The sequence below is a fragment of the Rhizobium sp. NZLR1 genome, from assembly GCF_017357385.1.
Lineage (GTDB): Bacteria > Pseudomonadota > Alphaproteobacteria > Rhizobiales > Rhizobiaceae > Rhizobium.
Window position 1 is genome coordinate 1,104,970 of record NZ_CP071632.1, and the last position, 19,651, is coordinate 1,124,620.

Here is a 19,651-nt window from a genome sequence, read left to right on the forward strand (position 1 = left end):
GTGCATCTTTCTACACTGACAGCGCTGCTCTCAGCATCCTACCTGCATGGCGTACAAGGCGGGTCGGTGCGCTGCCCCCCAAGCCTTTCTCCAGCTTCCGACCAGTTCCAACAAAGGATGCACAAGATGACTAGACTGAATGGAAAGACCGCCATCATCACCGGAGGCGCTACCGGCATCGGCCTCGCCGCCGCAAAGCGCTTCATTGAGGAAGGCGCGTTCGTCTTCATCTTCGGCCGCCGTCAGGAAGCGCTCGACGCTGCTGTGGCAAACCTCGGGCCTAATGCCCGCGCGGTGATGGGTTCGGTTTCCGATACGGCTGACCTCGACCGACTCTACGCAGCGGTGAAGGCTGAGCGCGGGACCCTCGACATCGTCTTCGCCAATGCCGGGGCGGGAAGCCAGCTTGCGCTTGGCAAGATCACCGCCGAGCACATTGACGAAACCTTCGACACCAATGTGAAGGGTACGATCTTCACGGTCCAGAAGGCGCTGCCGCTGATGGGCGAGGGCGGTTCGATCATCCTGACCGGATCGAGCGCCGGCACCACCGGCGCCGCGGGGATGACAGCCTACAGTGCGAGCAAGGCGGCGGTGCGCAACCTGGCACGGACCTGGGCGGAGGACCTGAAAGGCACCGGCATCCGGGTCAACGTGCTGTCGCCCGGGGCGACGGCGACCGAACTCGCAAAGGAGGCGTTAGGCGAGGAGGGCCAGAAGGTTTTCGCCTCGATGACGCCGCTCCAGCGCATGGCTGATCCGGCGGAGATCGGAGCGGTGGCCGCCTTTCTCGCGTCATCGGACAGCAGCTTCATGACCGCCGGCGAAGTTGCCGTCGACGGCGGCCTAGCACAACTCTGACGCACTCCGCCCGGCCGGGCGCTCCATTCGATCGTTCGGAGCGCCGGAGGCGCGTGATAACCCAAGGAGAATATATATGAGCTATGCAATTATCGGCTTCGGCAATGTCGGCCAGGCTCTGGCCAAGGCGTTTGCCCGTAGAGGTATCGAAGTATCCGTTGCAACCACGCGCGACCCGGAAAGCTTTGCTTCCGCAGCGGCCGCGATCGGACCCACCATCATTCCCACAAAACTGGCGGAAGCGGTCAAGGCGGACATCATCTTTTTGGCTGTCCGTTTCGAGTCGCACCCGGATGTCGCAAAGGCACTCCCCACCTGGCAGGGGAAGACGATCGTCGATCTAACAAATGCCTACGGCGTGCCTCCTGAGGACCTGGGAGGACAGCCTTCTTCCAAGTTCGTCGCGCAGGCCTTCACTGGTGGACGACTGGTCAAGGGCTTCAACCATTTGGCCGCTGCCGTCCTCGACCAAGATCCGGCCGTACATGGTGGCAGGAGAGTTGTGTTCCTGGCGAGCGACGATGACGACGCCGCAATGGAGATTGGTGCGCTTGCGGAAAATCTCGGTTTTGCGCCGATCAAACTTGGCGGGCTTTCGGAAGGTGGACTGCTTGTGCAGGCGCGCGGAAAGAGCTGGGGTCAGCTGATCTTTAAGGACCTGGTCAGGTTCGACTGATCAATCGGGATCGCAAATTTTGATGCGATCCTGCCTCGTGGGTCACAACGTGTCCGCCTGGCTCGGACACAATTCCACGTAAGGAAAACGGAGAGATACGATGGGCATCGACGGCAGGCTAGTCCTTGCCGCCGATTGCGGGGAGTTGGCCTTCGATGCGGTCTATAGGCGGCGATTTAACAAGTCGCCTTCCTGATACCGTTGCTCGCCGGGTTTGTCAGGATGGCGCTCGCGATGATGTGAACGAGATGATTTGCCCTCGGCGCGAATGAGGGTAAGTCGACGAGCCAGCCGAGCGCCGACATCAGGCCGAACAGGTCGTCCCCATTCATATCAGAGCGCGCCGTACCTTCGGTCTGGGCACGGAGCAGTAGTCGCGCGCTCGCTGAGTGCACAGCTGCGCATGAAGCATAAAGAGCGGAGTCCGGGTTCGTGTGGGCCGCCGCCATCAGGGCGACAACGCCCTGATGGCTTTCGGCGAATGCTACCCATTCGCGGAACCAGGACAACAGCGCTTCGTCAGGGGCGTCAGACGTTTCGAGTTCACCTGCCCTCTGTGTCAGGGCGTCCAGGTTCGTACGCAGCAAGGCTTCGAACAAGGCTTCTCGCGTCGGGAAATGACGAAGCAGCGTCGCCAATCCGACGCCGGCCCGGCGGGCAATATCTCGCATCGACGCATCGACGCCGTGCTCTGTGACGACCTCACGCGCGACCGCGAGGAGATGGCTGTAATTCTTTTTCGCGTCGGCTCGCATGTCTGGCCTTGATAACTGGACCGGTGATCCGTATATGTGGATCACTGATCCAATTATAGCAGCTGGATCAGTGATCCATCAGATAGGGTGGATCCGCGAAAATCGCAACAGAGCCGCTACTCGACACGAAACCAGAAGTGATGGCGAACGCCCGAGGAACACGAACATGAGCACGATCAGCATCATCGGATCAGGCAGCATGGCCGCAGCGATCGGCGGGCTTGCTGCCAAGGCCGGACACACCGTCGAGGTGACGAGTCGCGACGCCGCGAAGGCGCGGGCGCTGGCCGCGCAGATCGGAGCCGGCGCGACGACAGGGACGTTTGGCGCTGCCCCGGCTGGAGACATCGTTATCCTTGCGGTTCCCTACGCCGCCGTACTCGACGTGGTGAAGCAGTACGGCGAAGGGCTGGCAGGCAAGCTCCTCGTCGACATCACCAACCCCGTTGCCTCCGACTACACGAGCTTCGTGACCCCTGAGGACAGTTTCGGCGCACGGGAAATCACCAAGGCCGCCCCTGCCGATGCGGTAGTCGTCAAGGCGTTCAACACCCTGTTCTCGCATGTCCTGGCTGCCGGTCCAGTCGAGGACCGCCCGTTGGACGTGCTCCTCGCCGGCGACGACGCACAGGCGAAGGCACGCGTCTCGGCGTTCATCGAGAGCCTCGGACTGCGCCCCATGGATACCGGGGAGCTGCTTATGGCGCGGACGCTGGAGCACGCCTGCCTGCTGTCGCTGGGCCTCATGACCCACTCCGTCAAGCACACCAATTTCTCAATCGGCGTCAGCCTTCTCGGCTGAGTGAACCGGTACCATCAACTCCCGCATCACATCACCCACAAGGAACAGTAACATGCACGTTTTCGTCACTGGCGGGACCGGCCATTCCGGTCCGTATATCATTTCCGACCTTATCGCAGCCGGTCACGAGGTCACTGCGCTTGCCCGGTCGGACAAGTCTGCGGAAGCGGTGTCCGCGCTTGGCGCCAAGGTGCGTCGCGGCGACCTCGATGATCTCGATGGGTTAAAAGCGGCGGCCGCAGACTTCGACGGCGTCATCCACGTCGCGCACCGGCAAGACCTGCTTCCCACCGGTGGCCTCGACGCGGTGGCTGCCGCGGAGCAAAAGATCATGCTCGCATACGGTGAGGCTCTGAAGGGGACCGGAAAGCCGCTGGTCACGTCGGGGAGCATTGGCTCGCCGGGTTGGGAACATCTCGGCCGCCCAGCCACCGAGGAGGACGCCACCCTCTCTGGCGGCGAGAAGTTCAAGGGCACCTTGCGAGTTCGCAACATTGCCGAAACGACGGTGCTCGGTCTCGCCGAGCAAGGCGTGCGCTCTTCGGTCGTACGGATTCCGACGATCATGCACAGCACGAGCGACAATGCCGGTTTCCTCCCGATACTGATCGGGCTTGCGAAGGAGAAGGGCGTTGTCGGCTATCCCGGCGACGGCAAAAACAATTGGTCGGCCGTGCACGCCCGCGACCTCGCCGCCGTGTTCCGTCTGGCGCTGGAGAAGAGCCCCGCCGGGAGGAATTGGCATGCGGTTGCCGATGAGGCTATTGCGTTCCGCGAGATCGCCGAAGCCATCGGCAGCCGCTTGAACCTGCCGGCCGTGCCGATTCCCGCGGATGAGCTGATGCTGCCAGGCTTTTTCGGGTTCCTCGCGAATCTGGTGAAGCTGGACGTCGCCGCGTCCAATGCCATCACCCGCCGGGCCCTCGGCTGGGAACCCACTCAGCCCGGCCTGCTCAAGGACCTGGACAACGGCCATTATTTCCCCGCCGGCTGACCAGCTTGGACACGACGAGCATAACTCAACTCTTTAGGAGACTGCACATGAGCATTATCAGCATCATCGGCTCAGGAACCATGGCCGCAGCGATCGCTGGCCGTACAGCCAAGGCCGGACACACTGTCGAGGTTGTCAGCCGAGACCCCGCCAAGGCGCGGGCGCTCGCCGACCAACTCGCAGCTGGAGCGACCACAGGGGCGTACGGGACAGCGCCGGCGGGCGACATCGTCATCCTCGCCGTGCCGTACCAAAGTGCGGCGGCGGTGGTGGCCGACTTTGGGGACGCGCTCGACGGCAAGGTGATCATCGACATCGCCAACCCAGTTGCCCCTGACCTCTCGGGCCTCGTCACCCCTCACGACAGTTCTGGTGCGCAGGAGACCGCCAAGGGCCTTCCCGCCGGCGCGCACATCGTCAAGGCGTTCAACACGATCTTCGGTCACGTACTTGCCAGGGGTGGACGCCTCGACGCGTTCATCGCAGCCGACGATGCGGAGGCGAAGGCGCGCGTTTCGACCTTCCTCGAAAGTCTCGGGCTGCGTCCGTTCGACGTCGGCGGCCTGCACATGGCCCAGACGCTTGAGGCGCTCGGCCTGATGATGATCGGCCTGGCCAAAAACGGCGCCGGCACCTGGGACTTCGCCATAAACGTCGATCTTGGCTGAATCCACCGACACCACGTCCATACCGGCAGGTCCGCAACAACACTGGGAGCAAGTCGTTTCTCACGTCGTTCTCATCAACCAACCCAGTGGAGTTGTCTGGCGACGGCGGCTTTCCGGCTAGCCGGAACGGCGGTTGAAATTTTTTGCAGATCGCAGCAAACCTATGCATCGATCGGGAACAGCATCAGAAACTGCCGGTCGCCTTCCGGGGTAAAGAGGATCGAGCGGCTTTCAGCCGTGCGTCGCGCCCAGCTCTTGTCGAGGAAGTTTGACAGCAGCGCCTTGCCGAGGCTGCCGGCAAGATGGGCGCGTCTTTCGCTCCAGTCGAGGCAGGAGCGGCAGAGCGGCCGGCGCGACGATTTCAGGTCGCCGACATCGATGCCGATGCATTTGAGATCGTTTTCGCCCTTTTCGGTCAGCGCCAACCCGTCGCCGACCGCGTCGATCGAGCCTGAAGCAATCAGGCTGTCGAGCATGCGCACGCCGTAATCGCCGGCCAGATGATCGTAGCAGATGCGCGCCTTGCGCAACGCCGGCTCTTTCGGCCCCGGCTGGTGGCGCAGATGCCCGCGTCCGGCGGCAAAGCCCATCATGCTTTCGATCAGCCGGGCGACGGCCTCGTCGGCCAGCGTGAAATAACGGTGACGCCCCTGCTTGCGCTGCGCAAGCAACCCGCCGGCTTCGAGTTTGGCAAGATGCGTGCTCGCCGTCTGCACGGTGATGCCGCCGACGCCGGCAAGCTCGGTCGCCGTCAGCGCCCGGCCGCCCGTCAGTGCCGCCAGCATGTTGGCGCGGGCGGGATCGCCGATGAGCGCGCCGATCTGCGCAATATCAGGACCTTCCTTCATACTTCGATCGTAACCGAAGCATCGCCGTCAGGCAATGTGCGAAAAAGGATGGAAAGCAAAAGGAGAAATCGATGATTACCTGCTTCATCCGCTATCAGATCGACCCGTTCAAGAAAGAGGCGTTTGCCGAATATGCCCGCAACTGGGGCCAGACGATCCCCAGGAATGGCGCCGACCTGATCGGCTATTTCGGCCCGCACGAGGGATCGGCGACCACGGCCTACGGCGTCTACAACATCGAAAGCCTCGCCGCCTACGAAGCCTATCGCGCCCGGCTGGCGGCCGACCCGCTCGGCCGCGAGAATTACGAATTCGCCAGACGCGAAGGTTTCATCCGCAAGGAGGATCGCATCTTCCTCAAAAATGTCTCCGCCCCTCACGCCAAGCTGGTGCTGCCATGATCGCCGTCATCTTCGAAGTCGTGCCCTATATGGGCGAACGCCACAAATATCTGGATCTTGCCGGCGAGTTGCGCGCCGAACTCGAAGTGATCGACGGCTTCATCTCGATCGAGCGTTTCGAGAGCCTGACGAACCGCGGCAAGCTGCTGTCGCTCTCCTTCTTCCGCGACGAGGCGGCGGTCAAGGAATGGCGCAACCGCGAGACCCATCGCGCCGCCCAGCAGGCCGGCCGCGGCGGCATCTTCGCCGATTATCGCCTGCGTATCGCCAGTGTCGTGCGCGATTACGGCATGTTCGAACGCGACGAGGCCCCGGCCGATAGCAGGAGTGTGCACGATGCGGCGTGAGGTCGAGAGCGAGCGCATCCCGCGCGATCGCCAGACCGGCGCTGTGAAAACTGCAACTGGCGTAACCCGTTCGAACTATACGCGTGACAACGAATTTATTTCATCTATCGATGGCTTTTGACAGGCTGCGGGGAGCCTTTTGATAGGAGATTTACATCGTGTTTCGGGAAAGCCAGCTAGCACGAAAAAAACGGAACTGGCCAGTTTCTTCCGATTTTCTGTCGTACGGTGCTGTTGAACGGCATCGAAGCAAAGTTTTGATTGTGGCGCTCTGCATTTTGAGCATCTCAGCCGGTGCTGCAACTTCGAAGCAAAAAGAGTGCTCGGCATATTGGTTGAGAATGTGGGATACTCGCTCTGACCCACAAAAATGGTCATATGTAGATCTGTCTTATTATGCAGAATATGGAGCTCACCCAAATATACAAGGATATTCCTCAAAAGAGATATCGGTGTACCTTGCGGCCTTGGCAATAAAGAACAAGCAAGGGCTAGATCTTAATTTGCGGAGCATATCGTTGGAGGCCATGGATAAGTCTCACAGGGCAGGCTCCATGCGCTATGTGATAGCGCGGTTCTTTGGATTGAGCTTGCCGGATTGGGAGGGCCATAATCGTCCTGACCGATGTGTTTTTTCGCAATCCAGCGCGTGCCTTGAGCGACTAACGCGCCGCCTGTTGCCGAAAGCTGAAAAGATGCGGCAATTCCTGGAAAGCGCTGCTCGATCTGGGGAGATCGGAGACGTTCCGTGCGAAGGTGGAATCGAGTACTTCGACCGTCCGCGATTGCGCTGACTGGCTTGTAGAGTGGATGAGCTTTAGCGTCGCTCGCTCGACTCAGTGAGCGAGGAACCGGCTCAGTCGCCTAGCGGCCTACCATTCCCACTCGCTCGCTCGACCGCCTCCCGAATAAATTCCCGAAATCGCCCACGGCTTCAGGCTTTGGTAACTAAGTTGGGTAACCATAACGGACAGTTAAGCGTAGAGCGTATGAGTGAGTATCAGAATGGCATCAGTATTTCCGCTTGCCGACCTCAAGGCTTCCGTCAAGTCGGATTCCCGGCCGGGCTCTTGGGTCGACACGATCATCAAGGGCGATTGCGTCAGCGCCCTTGAAGCTTTGCCCAGCCACTCCGTCGATATCATCTTTGCCGACCCGCCGTATAATCTCCAGCTCGGCGGAACGCTGCATCGTCCCGACCAGTCGCTGGTCGATGCCGTCGATGACGAATGGGATCAGTTCGCTTCGTTCGAGGCCTATGATGCCTTCACCCGCGCCTGGCTGCTCGCCTGCCGACGGGTGCTGAAGCCCACCGGCTCGATCTGGGTGATCGGCTCCTACCACAATATCTTCCGCGTCGGCGCGACGCTGCAGGATCTGAATTTCTGGATCCTCAACGACATCATCTGGCGCAAGACCAACCCGATGCCGAATTTCAAGGGCCGTCGCTTCCAGAACGCCCATGAGACGATGATCTGGGCAAGCCCCAGCGCCAAGGCCAAGGGTTATACCTTCAACTACGATGCGATGAAGGCCGCCAATGACGACGTGCAGATGCGCTCCGACTGGCTCTTTCCGATCTGCAACGGCGGCGAACGGCTGAAGGGAGAGGACGGCAAGAAGGTGCATCCGACGCAGAAGCCGGAAGCGCTGCTTGCCCGTGTCATCATGGCCTCGACCAAACCCGGCGATATCGTCCTCGATCCTTTCTTCGGCTCGGGAACGACGGGTGCTGTCGCCAAGCGTCTCGGCCGCCACTTCGTCGGCATCGAGCGCGAACAGGATTATATCGATGCGGCCTCGGCCCGCATCGCCGCCGTCGAGCCGCTCGGCAAGGCGGAACTGACCGTCATGACCGGCAAGAAGGCCGAAGTCCGCGTCGCCTTCAACGTGCTGGTCGAAAGCGGCATGATCAAACCCGGCCAGGTGCTGACCGACGCGAAGCGCCGCTACAGCGCCATCGTGCGCGCCGACGGCACCGTGGCTTCAGGCGGCGAGGCCGGCTCCATTCATCGTCTCGGCGCCAAGGTGCAGGGTCTCGATGCATGCAACGGATGGACCTTCTGGCATTTCGAAGACGGGCAGTCCCTGCGCCCGATCGACGATCTCAGGTCCGCCATCCGCAGTGATCTGGCCAAGGTGAAGTGAGCAGCACCTTCGACGGATCGAAATACCTTCTTCCGGTTTCCTCCAGTTGCGGAAGAAGGCCAAGGCGCCCGGGGTTTGAGCCCCGGGCGTCTTCTATTTGAGCTAGGGAATGCGGCAATCAGAAATCCTTGTAATCGGTGACGTCGACGCGGGTGATGCGGCCTTCCGAATTGAAGGTGATCGTCTCCTCACCGTCGCGGATCAGCGGCTTGCCCGTTTTGCTATGGGTGGCGCGAAGCGACCAGACCGCCCGGCCGGACAGCGGGGTCAGTGTCTCCACCAGCGAATTTTCCGCCGTCTGATCGGGATAGTCTTCGAAATATTTCCGGAAGGCCGCCATGATCTCAGCCCGGCCGGCAAGGCTGCCGACGCCGTTTGAGACATAGGTGGCGTCCTCGGCGAAATAGGCCTCGATCGCCGGGAAATCCAGCGCGTTGATGGCGGCGTGAAAGCGGTCGATTTCCTCTGCCGGGTCGAAAGCCATGGGGTCAGACCTTCAATCCGTACGCGGCGAGATCGCTGCGCAGTTTCTCGGCACCCGAAAACAGCACCGCATTCCAGCCGAAGGCCTTGGCGCCTTCGACATTGACCGACGCGTCGTCGATGAAAATCGTTGCCTTGGGATCGAGGCCGAAGCTCTTCGTATGGCTCTCGTAGATCGCGAGATCCGGCTTGATCAGGCCGACATCGCCGGAAACGGTGACGCCGCGTGGCAGGGTGAGGAAGGGGAAACGCGCCTGCGCCTCGCGAAACGTGTCGGAGGCGAAGTTGGTCAGCATCGTCACGTCGCGCCCTTCGGCGATCAGCCCCTCCATGATCGCGACGCTGTCCTCATAGGCGTGCGGCACCATCTCGTGCCAATATTTGCGGAAGGCGCGGATATGCTCTTCGCGGGCAGGGTGCTCTTTAATCAGCAGCGCTTCGGCCTCCGCCCATGTGCGGCCGCGGTCCTGCTCGATGTTCCAGTCATGAGTGCAGATATTGGCGAAGAACCAGTTGCGCTCGGTCTCATCGGGAATGAGCCGGCTGAAGGCAAGATGCGGATCGTAATGAATAAGGACTTTGCCGATATCGAAAACAATATGCTTTATCTCGGTGGTCATGGTCATCCCTTGGATGTTTTGAACGCGAGAGGAATAGCCGCCGCGATCGCTTTTTTCATGATTGTGGGTAAGGCCTGCGCTTCAAGATTTGTAACCGGCTCCCACCATTCGTCATTCGGGCTGACATTCGTTTTTGGCTTGCCGGCGATCGCCGCCCGCCAGATCGACAGCCGGAGCTCGAAATGGGTGAAGACATGGATGACGGTGCCGCATGCCTGCCAGGCCGCCTCGAAGGGCGCGGCTGAGGCCGAGGTTTCGCCGTCGAGGCGCGCCGTCCAGGCCGTTGTCGGCACCTCGGTCATGCCGCCGAGCAGGCCGCTGTCGATGCGCCGCCGCAGCAGGATCTCGCCATCGTCAGTCACCGCGATGAAGGCCGCGCCCTGCCGCACCGGCTTTTCCTTCTTTGCCGCCTTAACCGGAAAGAGCTCGGGATCGGAAAGTTTCAGCGCCTCGCAGGCGCCGCGGAACGGACAGAGCGAACAGGCCGGCCGTTTCGGCGTGCAGATCGTCGCCCCGAGATCCATCATCGCCTGGGCAAAATCGCCTGGCCGCAGAGCCGGCGTCAGCGCCGCCACCTTCTGCTTCATCAGTGGCTTTCCCGCCGGAAGCGGCGTGTCGATCGCATAGAGCCTGGAGATCACCCGCTCGACATTGCCGTCCATCACCGCCGCCTGCCGGTTGAAGGCAATGGCCGCGACGGCCGCTGCCGTATAGTCGCCGATCCCGGGCAGGGATTTGAGCCCTTCTTCGGTATCGGGAAAGACGCCGCCATGCTCTTTCGCCACTGCTTCGGCGCATTTCTTCAGGTTGCGGGCCCGCGCGTAATAGCCAAGCCCCGCCCAGGCGGCCATCACCGCGTCGCTTTCGGCCGCGGCAAGATCGGTCACCGCAGGCCAGCGTTCGAGAAACCTGGAGAAATAGGGTTTGACCGCCTGCACCGTCGTCTGTTGCAGCATCACCTCGGAAAGCCAGACGCGATAGGGATCGGGTTTGACGCCGCCGGCCGCCATGCCGGGCGAGACCCGCCAGGGCAGGTCGCGGTGGTGGCGGTCGTACCAGTCGAGCAGGGGCTTTGCGGAGGGAGTGTCGGGTTTCGTGAGCGTCATGATTTGCCGGGATCGGGGGAAGTGCCTATACTTGGCGAAGCAATGCCGCGCGATCAAGCCGGTGATGCGAATTGCCTGTGCGATTGGCAGGGGCATCCAAGGGTTTCGATGAGTTATCCACGCAAAGGTGCAAAGCAGATTTCCGAGCTGGCGAACGGGCTGATCGATCCCGTCCTGGCGCGCCGCGCCGGCATCAACACGGCCCTGCTCGGCTCATGGAGCGAAATCGCCGGCGAGGATTTTGCCGATTGCACCCGCCCGGAAAAGATCGCCTGGGCCCGCGGCGGCAATGAGGTCGGCGGCTTCCGCCCCGGTGTGCTGACGATTGCCTGCGAAGGCGCGCGCGCGCTTTTTCTCACCCATGCCCAGGGTGAACTCATCCAGCGCATCAACAGCTTCTTCGGCTTTGCCGCCGTCCACCAGATCCGCATCGTCCAGAAGCCGGTCTCAAACCCCGCCCGCCGCTCCCGCACCCCGCCGCCGCTGAAGGGCGAAGCCGCCCGCAAGCTCGAAGGCATGATGGAAGGCATAGAGGGCGACAAACTGCGCCAGGCGATCCAGCGCTTAGGGACCGCCGTGATGGGCAAGCGGGGAACTCAACGCTGACATTCGATCGCTCGGGCTGGCGATACAGCCCTTAGGATGCTATACGTGTATAGCATTCAGGAGAAAAATCATGCTGGCCTTGCGGTTGCCGCCCGATATCGAAGCACGGCTCGATGAACTTGCCAAGCGCACGGGCCGCAGCAAGAGTTTCTATGCACGTCAGGCCATCCTCGAGCATCTCGACGATCTCGAAGATATATACCTCGCCGAAAAACGCCTCGAAGAACTTCGTCGGGGTGAGAGCGATAGCGTGCCGCTGGCCGAGCTGATGGCGCGTCATGGTTTGGAGAATTGAGTTTCACCGGGCAGCCGAGCGTGAGCTTGAGAAGCTTGGGCATGAGGCGGCTCGCCGAATACTCCGATTCCTGAATGATCGCGTTGCAAGGTTGGACGATCCACGATCCATCGGAGAGGCGCTTAAGGGGTCTGAACTCGGGGATTTCTGGAAGTATCGCGTTGGGGACTATCGAGTGATCGCAAACATCGACGATGGGGCGGTGCTGATCCTCATCGTGCGGATTGGCAACCGCCGCGATGTCTATCGATGAATCCGCATACGCATCGATCGCAATTTTGGCTCGCGGTCCCATCACGGTCACAATTCTTTGAAGGAAGTTGGTGAACCGTGGCTTGTGAGCGGCCGCCAGCCGTTATATCGCACAGTCACGCCGTCACTCTCATTGCTTATGGGGAACCCATGCAGATGTCTGAAATGCAACTGACGAAACGCCGCCTCCTGGGTGGGATCGCCATCGCCGCAGCTGCCGCAGCGCTTGTCGCCTGCAACGACAGCAAGGACGCTGCCGATGCTTCGTCCTCCGGCAAGACCCTGGCCGACGGCACCAATGTCGACACCATCCAGACGGCGGCGACATCGCCGGCCGAAACGCCGCAATCCGATGGCGATGTCGACATGGCCGCAGTGCTGAAGCCCGGCCCGCTGCCTGAGATGGCGCTCGGCAAGGCTGACGCCCCGGTCAAGATCGTCGAATACATGTCGATGACCTGCCCGCATTGCGCCCATTTCCACAACACCACCTTCGATGCGATCAAGCAGAAATATGTCGACGCCGGCAAGGTGCAGTTCATCATTCGCGAATTCCCCTTCGACCCGCGTGCCGCCGCCGCCTTCATGCTCGCCCGCTGCAGCCCCGCCAATCCGGAGCAGCTGAGCACGCCGGAGCAATATTTCCCGATGGTTTCGATGCTGTTCAAGCAGCAGCAGGTCTGGGCCGCCGCCGATGACGGCCGCAGCGCACTGCTGCAGATGTCGAAGCTCGCCGGATTTACTGAGGATAGCTTCACGAAATGCTTGACGAACCAGAAGCTTCTGGATGAAGTGAACGCCGTGCGGGAAAGAGGTTCCAAGGATTTCGGCGTCAATGCCACGCCGACTTTCCTCATCAATGGCAAGCGCTACTCTGGAGACATGCCGGTTGAAACCTTGTCGGGGCTCATCGACAGTCTGCTCTGAACCGATCCGTTTGACGATAACGGGCGACGGTGAAAGCCGTGCGCCCGTTTTTTTGTGGCTGCGGTGCGGCTCCTTGCCCACCCCGCGCCGCGGAGCTTCTGCATGAAGTTCAACAAGCTGCGCCTGGTCGGCTTCAAATCCTTCGTCGAGCCGACGGAATTCATCATCGAGCGGGGGCTGACCGGCGTCGTCGGCCCGAACGGCTGCGGCAAGTCCAACCTCGTCGAGGCGCTGCGCTGGGTGATGGGCGAGAATTCCTACAAGAACATGCGCGCCTCCGGCATGGACGACGTGATCTTTTCGGGCTCGGGAAACCGCCCGGCCCGCAACACCGCCGAAGTGGCGCTCTATCTCGACAATGCAACGCGCACCGCGCCTGCCGCCTTCAACGACAGCGACGAGATCCAGGTCACCCGCCGCATCGAGCGTGAACAGGGTTCGCTCTACCGCATCAACGGCAAGGAAAGCCGCGCCAAGGACGTGCAACTGCTGTTTGCCGACGCCTCCACCGGCGCCCGTTCGCCCTCGATGGTCGGGCAGGGGCGGATCGGCGAGCTGATCCAGGCAAAGCCGCAGGCCCGCCGCCAGCTGCTGGAAGAGGCGGCCGGCATCTCGGGCCTGCATTCCCGCCGCCACGAGGCCGAATTGCGGCTGCGGGCCGCCGAGGGCAATCTCGAGCGTCTCGACGACGTCACCTCGCAGCTCGAAAGCCAGATCGAGAGCCTGAAGCGGCAGGCCCGCCAGGCAAACCGCTTCAAGACGCTGTCTGCCGATATCCGCGCCCGCGAGGCGATGCTCTTGCATATTCGCTGGGTGCAGGCCAAGGAAGCTGAGGCCGAGGCGGACAGCGCGCTGAACCAGGCGACGGTCGTCGTCGCCGAAAAGGCGCAAGCCCAGATGGAGGCGGCGAAGAACCAGGCCATCGCCAGCTTGAAGCTACCGGAACTGCGCGAGGGTGAGGCGCGCGCCGCCGCCGCTCTGCAGCGGTTGCAGATCGCCCGAAGCCAGCTGGAGGAGGATGTCGGCCGCATTCTGCGCCGCCGCGACGAGCTGACACGCCGTCTCGCCCAGCTTGGCGAGGATATCCGCCGCGAGGAGCGACTAGTCGCCGACAATGCCGTTATCCTGGCAAGGCTCGATGCCGAAGAGGCCGAGATTTCCGAAGTGCTGGCCGATTCCGGCCGTTATGCCGAGGAAACCCGCGAGGCCTTCGAGGGAGCGGCGGCAAAACTTGCCGACAGCGAACGCATCTTCACCCAGCTGACCGCCGAGCGCGCCGAGGCCGCTGCCGGCCGCAACCAGCTGGAGCGCGCCATCCGCGATCTCGCTGACCGCAGGATGCGCCTCGAACGCCAGATGAATGAGGCCAACCACGAACTCGCAACCATCGGCGACAAGATCGCCGGCCTGCCTGACCCGGATGAAAAACGCGCCATCGTCGAGGCCGGTGAAATCGCGCTCGCCGACGCCGAAGCCGCCGTCCAGCTCGTCGAGCAGGCGCTTGCCGCCGCCCGCCAGACCGAGGCGCTGGCGCGCGCGCCGGTCGATCAGGCCCGCTCGAGCCTCAATGCGCTGGAAACCGAGGCCCGCACCATTTCCCGCATGCTCGCCGCTGGTGCCGCTGCCGGCGAATTCCCGCCGGTTGCCGATGAGCTGAAGGTCGATCGCGGCTTCGAAACAGCACTCGGTGCTGCCCTCGGCGACGATCTGGAATCGCCGCTCGCTGCCGAGGCCCCGGCCCATTGGTCTGACAATGGCGATGGCGCCGGCGACCCGGCACTGCCATCCGGCGTCACGCCGCTGCTTGCCCATATCAGCGCGCCCGCCGCACTCACCCGCCGCCTGCGCCAGATCGGCCTGGTCGGGGAAGGGGACGCAGAGCGCCTGATGGCGGCGCTGCAGCCCGGCCAGCGGCTGGTGACGAAAGACGGCGCCGTCTACCGCTGGGACGGCCACGTGACAGGCGCCGACGCCCCGAGCGCTGCAGCCCTTCGCCTTGCCCAGAAAAACCGCCTGGCCGAGCTCGAAGGCGAGGCAGCCCTTGCCCGCGACGTGCTTGCCGAAGCCGAGGAGCGGCAGGCCGCCGCCGCTGATGCGATCCGCGGCGAAGAACGACGGCTTGCCGAGGCCCGCGACATGAGCCGGCTGTCCTCCCGTCATCTCGCCGAGGCGCGCGATGCGCTTGGAGCCGCCGAGCGGGCCTCTGGCGATCTGATCCGCCGCCGCGATGTCGTCAGCGAGGCGGTCAGCCAGCTGGGCGCGCAGCTGGAGGAGGTCGCCATCCAGGAAGAGAATGCCCGCATCGAGCTGGAGGACGCGCCCGATCTCACCGCGATCGACGAGCGGCTGCGCTACCAGCAGGCGGAGGTGGCGACCGATCGCGGCGCGCTGGCCGAAAGCCGCGCTCGCCACGAAAGCCTTGCCCGGGAAAATGAAGCCCGCCAGCGCCGCATCCTGGCGATCGGCCAGGAGCGCGAGACCTGGCGCCAGCGGGCGGCAAGTGCTGAAGAGCACGTCGCCACGCTGCGCGAACGCGAGGAAGAGGCGCGCGAAGAGGCAGCCGAGCTCGAATTGGCGCCGGACGAATTCGACGACAAGCGCCGCGCTTTGATGAGCGAATTGCAGAAGGCCGAGGAGGCGCGCCGCAACGCCGGCGATCTTCTGGCCGAGGCCGAACGCATCCAGCGCGAGGCCGACCACAAGGCGACCACCGCACTGTCGGAACTTGCCGAATGCCGTGAACGCCGCGGCCGCGCCGAGGAGCGCCTGGTTTCCGCCCGCGAGAAGCGCCAGGAAGGCGAAAGCCGCATCCGCGAGGTCCTGAATGTCGCCCCGCACGAAGCGCTGCAGCTGACCGGGCGTCCGGCCATGCAGGCGCTTCCCGACCCGCGCGAGGTCGAGCGCGAGCTGGAGCGCCTCAGGATCGAGCGCGAGCGGCTCGGCGCCGTCAACCTGCGCGCCGACGAGGAACAGAAGGAGCTGAGTGACAAGCTCGAAGCGCTGATCAGGGAACGCGACGACGTCATCGACGCGATCCGCAAGCTGCGCGGCGCCATCCAGAGCCTCAACCGCGAGGGCCGCGAACGGCTGATCGCCGCCTTCGACATCGTCAATGCCCAGTTCAAGCGGCTGTTCACCCATCTTTTCGGCGGCGGCACCGCCGAGCTGCAGCTGATCGAATCCGACGACCCGCTGGAAGCCGGCCTCGAAATCCTGGCCCGGCCGCCGGGCAAGAAGCCGCAGACCATGACGCTGCTCTCAGGCGGCGAACAGGCGCTGACGGCGATGGCGCTGATCTTTGCCGTCTTCCTCACCAATCCGGCGCCGATCTGCGTGCTCGACGAAGTCGACGCGCCGCTCGACGACCACAATGTCGAGCGCTACTGCAACCTGATGGACGAAATGGCGGCGTCGACCGAAACCCGCTTCGTCATCATCACCCACAATCCGATCACCATGGCCCGCATGAACCGCCTCTTCGGCGTCACCATGGCCGAGCAGGGCGTCTCCACCCTCGTCTCCGTCGACCTGCAGACCGCCGAGCGCCTGCGCGAGATCGCCTGAGCAATTCCAGCCTGGATCAGCGCAATTTCAGCAAAGCCGTGACGCGGTTTTGCGCCCAGAAATTGCGTGAAATCAGAAAACTGGGAATAAACACCAAAAAAGGTCGGCTCTCTTGCCGCCTGTACTCCATTTGGGTGATGCTCTTTTCGCTGACTTGCATTAGAAGTTGTTTCGACGCAACCTAATTACTCAGCTGAAAAGCTGGCAATCAAGCGTTGCGCATTGTCAAATTTGCGTGCGGTTTTCCGGGCGAGGGCAAGAACCGGAAGCCGTTAGCGCAATTCGAGGGGAAGGACAGATCTGTTTTCCCCGGAGTTGCGTAAGATGATGGTCAGAGCGGTTCCTTTTTCAAAAAGCTGAACCGTTCCTGGGTTGTGGGACCCCCCGTCCGGTTTTCCTGGCCGGACGGAAACAAGGCTTTGCGGGACATTGTTGCAGTCCCGCAAAGCTTTTTTTGTGCCTTTTTTCTGGCGTTCACCGTTTTAATCGTTTCGACTGTGGCGCGCGCCCCAGATTTATTGTGCAACGCAACATTTTGCCGCATTTGTCGATTTTCATTTCAACACCAACGGATTAAGCTAATCCCGGTTTGGTGTTGGGGGGAAGATGACCAAGTGGGTCTATACGTTCGGCGACGGGCAGGCTGAGGGCCGGGCGCGCGATCACGAGATTCTGGGCGGCAAGGGCGCCAATCTCGCGGAAATGTGCGCGCTGGGACTTCCCGTTCCGCCGGGGCTGACGATCGTCGGCGATGCCTGCAACACCTATTACAAGAACGGCCGCCATATCGAGAACGCTGTGAAGGCCGAGGTGCGCGCCGGTATTGCCGACATCGAGGCGATCACCGGCCGCCGTTTCGGCGCCGGCAGCCAGCCGCTGCTGCTCTCGGTGCGCTCCGGCGCCCGTGTTTCCATGCCGGGAATGATGGACACCGTGCTCAATCTCGGCCTCAACGACGAGACCGTGCAGGCGCTCGGCCATGATGCCGGCGACGCGCGGTTTGCCTGGGACAGCTACCGCCGCTTCATTCAGATGTATGCCGATGTCGTCATGGGTCTCGGCAACGATGCCTTCGAGGAGATCCTCGAAGACGAAAAGGCCAAGCTCGGTCACGAATTCGATACCGAACTCAGCGCCTCCGAGTGGCAGCATATCGTTTCTCTCTACAAGCGGCTGATCGAGGAGGAGCTGGAGCAGGAATTCCCACAGGATCCCGAGGTGCAGCTCTGGGGCGCCGTCGGCGCGGTCTTTTCCAGCTGGATGAATGCACGCGCCGTCACCTACCGCCAGCTTCACAATATTCCCGGAGCCTGGGGCACGGCGGTCAACATCCAGGCGATGGTCTTCGGCAATCTCGGCAATGCGTCGGCCACCGGCGTCGCCTTCACCCGCAACCCGTCGACCGGCGAAAGGGCGCTGTACGGCGAATTCCTCGTCAATGCGCAAGGGGAGGATGTCGTTGCCGGCATTCGCACGCCGCAAAGCATCACCGAGGAGGGCCGGATTTCCTCGGGCTCGGAAAAACCGTCGATGGAAAAGCTGATGCCGGAGGCTTTTCGCGAGCTTTGCGGCATCTGCACCGAGCTCGAGATCCATTACCGCGACATGCAGGATATCGAATTCACCATCGAGCGCGGCAAGCTGTGGATGCTGCAGACCCGCTCCGGCAAGCGCTCGACCCGGGCGGCAATGAAGATCGCCGTCGATATGGTCGACGAGAAGGTGATTACCGAGGAGCAGGCGGTGCTGCGCATCGAACCATCAAGCCTCGACCAGCTGCTGCATCCGACGATCGATCCGCGTGTCACCCGCCAGGTGATCGGCACCGGGCTTCCGGCTTCGCCGGGCGCTGCCACCGGCGCCATCGTCTTCACCGCCGAGGAGGCCGTCGAGGCCGAGGCCGAAGGCCGCAAGGTCATTCTGCTCCGGGTCGAGACCAGCCCGGAGGATATTCACGGCATGCATGCCGCCGAAGGCATCCTGACCACCCGCGGCGGCATGACCAGCCATGCGGCGGTCGTTGCCCGCGGCATGGGCATCCCCTGCGTCGTCGGCGCCGGCACCATGCGCATCGACATGCGCAACGAGCGGCTGCTCGGCATCGGCGTCACCCTGAAGAAGGGCGATATCATCACCATCGACGGCTCGGCCGGCCAGGTGCTGAAGGGCGAGGTGCCGATGATCCAGCCGGAACTGTCGGGCGATTTCGGCCGCATCATGGGCTGGGCCGACCGCGCCCGCCGCATGACGGTGCGCACCAATGCCGATACGCCGGCCGATGCGCGCGCCGCCCGTTCCTTCGGCGCCGAAGGCATCGGCCTTTGCCGCACCGAGCACATGTTCTTCGAGGGCGAGCGCATCCATGCCATGCGCGAGATGATCCTCGCCGTCGACGAGAAGGGCAGGCGGCTGGCGCTCGACAAGCTGCTGCCGATGCAGCGGCTGGATTTCACCGGCCTCTTCACCGTCATGCACGGCCTGCCGGTGACGATCCGCCTGCTCGACCCGCCGCTGCACGAATTCCTGCCGAAGACCGACGACGAGGTGGCCGAAGTCGCCTTCGCCATGGGCATGGAGGCGGCAGCGCTTCGCCAGCGCGTCGATGCGCTGCACGAGTTCAATCCGATGCTCGGCCATCGCGGTTGCCGGCTGGCGATCTCCTATCCCGAAATCGTCGAGATGCAGGCCCGCGCCATCTTCGAGGCGGCGGTTGCCGCAGCTAAGGAGACCGGGGCGGCCGTCGTGCCGGAGATCATGGTGCCGCTGGTCGGCCTGCGCTCCGAGCTCGATTACGTCAAGGCGCGCATCGATGAGGTCGCCGGCAAGGTCATGAACGAGGCCGGCATGAAGATCGATTATCTCGTCGGCACGATGATCGAGCTGCCGCGGGCCGCCCTTCGCGCCCATGTGATTGCCGAAGCCGCCGAATTCTTCTCCTTCGGCACCAACGACCTGACGCAGACCACCTTCGGCATCTCCCGCGACGACGCCTCGGCCTTCATCCCCACCTATCAGCGCAAGGGCATCATCGAGCACGATCCCTTCATCTCGCTCGATTTCGACGGTGTCGGCGAATTGATCAGCATCGCCGCCGAACGCGGCCGGCGCACCCGCAACGACATGAAACTCGGCATCTGCGGCGAACATGGCGGCGACCCGGCCTCGATCCGCTTCTGCGAGACGATCGGGCTCGACTATGTCTCCTGCTCGCCGTTCCGCGTGCCGATCGCCAGACTGGCGGCGGCGCAGGCGGTCATCTCAGGAGGTCTGAAAGACCTCGGGGGCAAATAGTCAGAGA

21 protein-coding genes are annotated in these 19,651 nt (G+C 62.8%); 16 read left to right on the forward strand and 5 right to left on the reverse strand.

Going from position 1 to position 19,651, the window contains the following annotated elements; all coding sequences use genetic code 11:
• Positions 1 to 126 precede the first annotated feature (126 nt).
• Both J3O30_RS05445 and J3O30_RS05450 read left to right on the forward strand, forming a co-directional pair.
• Positions 127 to 861 carry an SDR family oxidoreductase gene (locus J3O30_RS05445; RefSeq protein WP_207583248.1) on the forward strand — a complete coding sequence of 245 codons (735 nt, stop codon included), beginning with the start codon at positions 127 to 129 and terminating at the stop codon, positions 859 to 861.
• A gap of 76 nt (positions 862 to 937) precedes the next feature.
• Positions 938 to 1,537 (forward strand): NADPH-dependent F420 reductase, encoded by a 600-nt coding sequence (locus tag J3O30_RS05450; protein WP_207583249.1) that lies wholly within the window; start codon positions 938 to 940, stop codon positions 1,535 to 1,537.
• 176 nt (positions 1,538 to 1,713) lie between these two features.
• Here the strand turns inward: J3O30_RS05450 and J3O30_RS05455 are convergent, their stop codons facing one another.
• Positions 1,714 to 2,292 carry a TetR/AcrR family transcriptional regulator gene (locus J3O30_RS05455; protein ID WP_207583250.1) on the reverse strand — a complete coding sequence of 193 codons (579 nt, stop codon included), beginning with the start codon at positions 2,290 to 2,292 and terminating at the stop codon, positions 1,714 to 1,716.
• 166 nt (positions 2,293 to 2,458) lie between these two features.
• Between J3O30_RS05455 and J3O30_RS05460 the strand changes: the two genes are divergently transcribed.
• Genes J3O30_RS05460 through J3O30_RS05470 form a run of 3 tightly spaced genes read left to right on the forward strand, consistent with a single transcriptional unit; the run spans position 2,459 to position 4,756 of the window.
• A complete protein-coding gene (locus J3O30_RS05460) occupies positions 2,459 to 3,094 on the forward strand; it encodes an NAD(P)-binding domain-containing protein (protein ID WP_207583251.1) in 636 nt (211 codons plus the stop codon).
• Between the two features lie 52 nt (positions 3,095 to 3,146).
• On the forward strand, positions 3,147 to 4,088 hold the full coding sequence (locus tag J3O30_RS05465) for an SDR family oxidoreductase (protein WP_207583252.1): 942 nt from the start codon (positions 3,147 to 3,149) through the stop codon (positions 4,086 to 4,088).
• 47 nt (positions 4,089 to 4,135) lie between these two features.
• Positions 4,136 to 4,756 carry an NAD(P)-binding domain-containing protein gene (locus tag J3O30_RS05470; RefSeq protein ID WP_207583253.1) on the forward strand — a complete coding sequence of 207 codons (621 nt, stop codon included), beginning with the start codon at positions 4,136 to 4,138 and terminating at the stop codon, positions 4,754 to 4,756.
• Positions 4,757 to 4,917: 161 nt separating this feature from the next.
• On the opposite strand, the gene J3O30_RS05475 is transcribed toward J3O30_RS05470, so the two are convergent.
• On the reverse strand, positions 4,918 to 5,604 hold the full coding sequence (locus J3O30_RS05475) for a metalloregulator ArsR/SmtB family transcription factor (RefSeq protein WP_207583254.1): 687 nt from the start codon (positions 5,602 to 5,604) through the stop codon (positions 4,918 to 4,920).
• A gap of 71 nt (positions 5,605 to 5,675) precedes the next feature.
• Here J3O30_RS05475 and J3O30_RS05480 point away from each other — a divergent pair, with 71 nt between their 5' ends.
• From J3O30_RS05480 to J3O30_RS05495, 5 genes are all read left to right on the forward strand, one after another.
• Positions 5,676 to 6,005 carry an NIPSNAP family protein gene (locus tag J3O30_RS05480; protein WP_207583255.1) on the forward strand — a complete coding sequence of 110 codons (330 nt, stop codon included), beginning with the start codon at positions 5,676 to 5,678 and terminating at the stop codon, positions 6,003 to 6,005.
• Positions 6,002 to 6,352 (forward strand): antibiotic biosynthesis monooxygenase, encoded by a 351-nt coding sequence (locus tag J3O30_RS05485; protein ID WP_207583256.1) that lies wholly within the window; start codon positions 6,002 to 6,004, stop codon positions 6,350 to 6,352. The genes J3O30_RS05480 and J3O30_RS05485 overlap by 4 nt, the downstream gene beginning before the upstream one ends.
• On the forward strand, positions 6,342 to 6,473 hold the full coding sequence (locus J3O30_RS33610; protein WP_259671149.1) for a hypothetical protein: 132 nt from the start codon (positions 6,342 to 6,344) through the stop codon (positions 6,471 to 6,473). Before J3O30_RS05485 ends, J3O30_RS33610 begins: the two co-directional genes overlap by 11 nt.
• 37 nt (positions 6,474 to 6,510) lie before the next feature.
• On the forward strand, positions 6,511 to 7,146 hold the full coding sequence (locus J3O30_RS05490) for a hypothetical protein (protein WP_207583257.1): 636 nt from the start codon (positions 6,511 to 6,513) through the stop codon (positions 7,144 to 7,146).
• Between the two features lie 211 nt (positions 7,147 to 7,357).
• Positions 7,358 to 8,500, forward strand: a complete 1,143-nt coding sequence (locus tag J3O30_RS05495) for a site-specific DNA-methyltransferase (RefSeq protein ID WP_207583258.1) — start codon at positions 7,358 to 7,360, stop codon at positions 8,498 to 8,500.
• A gap of 118 nt (positions 8,501 to 8,618) precedes the next feature.
• Here the strand turns inward: J3O30_RS05495 and J3O30_RS05500 are convergent, their stop codons facing one another.
• The 3 genes from J3O30_RS05500 to mutY are packed head-to-tail and all read right to left on the reverse strand — an operon-like array spanning position 8,619 to position 10,709.
• On the reverse strand, positions 8,619 to 8,984 hold the full coding sequence (locus J3O30_RS05500) for a nuclear transport factor 2 family protein (protein WP_207583259.1): 366 nt from the start codon (positions 8,982 to 8,984) through the stop codon (positions 8,619 to 8,621).
• A 4-nt stretch (positions 8,985 to 8,988) separates the two neighbouring features.
• Positions 8,989 to 9,603, reverse strand: coding sequence for an HAD family phosphatase (locus J3O30_RS05505; RefSeq protein WP_207583260.1), 615 nt, complete (start codon positions 9,601 to 9,603; stop codon positions 8,989 to 8,991).
• Between the two features lie 2 nt (positions 9,604 to 9,605).
• Positions 9,606 to 10,709 (reverse strand): A/G-specific adenine glycosylase, encoded by a 1,104-nt coding sequence (mutY, locus tag J3O30_RS05510; RefSeq protein WP_207583261.1) that lies wholly within the window; start codon positions 10,707 to 10,709, stop codon positions 9,606 to 9,608.
• Positions 10,710 to 10,817: 108 nt separating this feature from the next.
• Between mutY and J3O30_RS05515 the strand changes: the two genes are divergently transcribed.
• The 6 genes from J3O30_RS05515 to ppdK all read left to right on the forward strand — a co-directional run bounded on the left by J3O30_RS05515 (position 10,818) and on the right by ppdK (position 19,644).
• Entirely contained in the window at positions 10,818 to 11,315 is a 498-nt protein-coding gene (locus J3O30_RS05515) for a DUF721 domain-containing protein (RefSeq protein ID WP_207583262.1), read from the forward strand.
• A gap of 70 nt (positions 11,316 to 11,385) precedes the next feature.
• Complete coding sequence (locus J3O30_RS05520) at positions 11,386 to 11,610, forward strand: DUF6290 family protein (protein WP_207583263.1); 225 nt, start codon at positions 11,386 to 11,388, stop codon at positions 11,608 to 11,610.
• The gene (locus J3O30_RS05525) at positions 11,594 to 11,863 is read left to right on the forward strand and encodes a type II toxin-antitoxin system RelE/ParE family toxin (RefSeq protein ID WP_183696222.1); all 270 of its coding nucleotides are present in this window, start codon (positions 11,594 to 11,596) and stop codon (positions 11,861 to 11,863) included. The genes J3O30_RS05520 and J3O30_RS05525 overlap by 17 nt, the downstream gene beginning before the upstream one ends.
• A gap of 149 nt (positions 11,864 to 12,012) precedes the next feature.
• A complete protein-coding gene (locus J3O30_RS05530) occupies positions 12,013 to 12,789 on the forward strand; it encodes a DsbA family protein (protein ID WP_207583264.1) in 777 nt (258 codons plus the stop codon).
• A gap of 102 nt (positions 12,790 to 12,891) precedes the next feature.
• Positions 12,892 to 16,353 (forward strand): chromosome segregation SMC family protein, encoded by a 3,462-nt coding sequence (locus J3O30_RS05535; RefSeq protein ID WP_207583265.1) that lies wholly within the window; start codon positions 12,892 to 12,894, stop codon positions 16,351 to 16,353.
• Positions 16,354 to 16,959: 606 nt separating this feature from the next.
• Positions 16,960 to 19,644, forward strand: a complete 2,685-nt coding sequence (gene ppdK / locus J3O30_RS05540) for a pyruvate, phosphate dikinase (protein WP_207583266.1) — start codon at positions 16,960 to 16,962, stop codon at positions 19,642 to 19,644.
• The last annotated feature ends 7 nt before the right edge of the window (positions 19,645 to 19,651 follow it).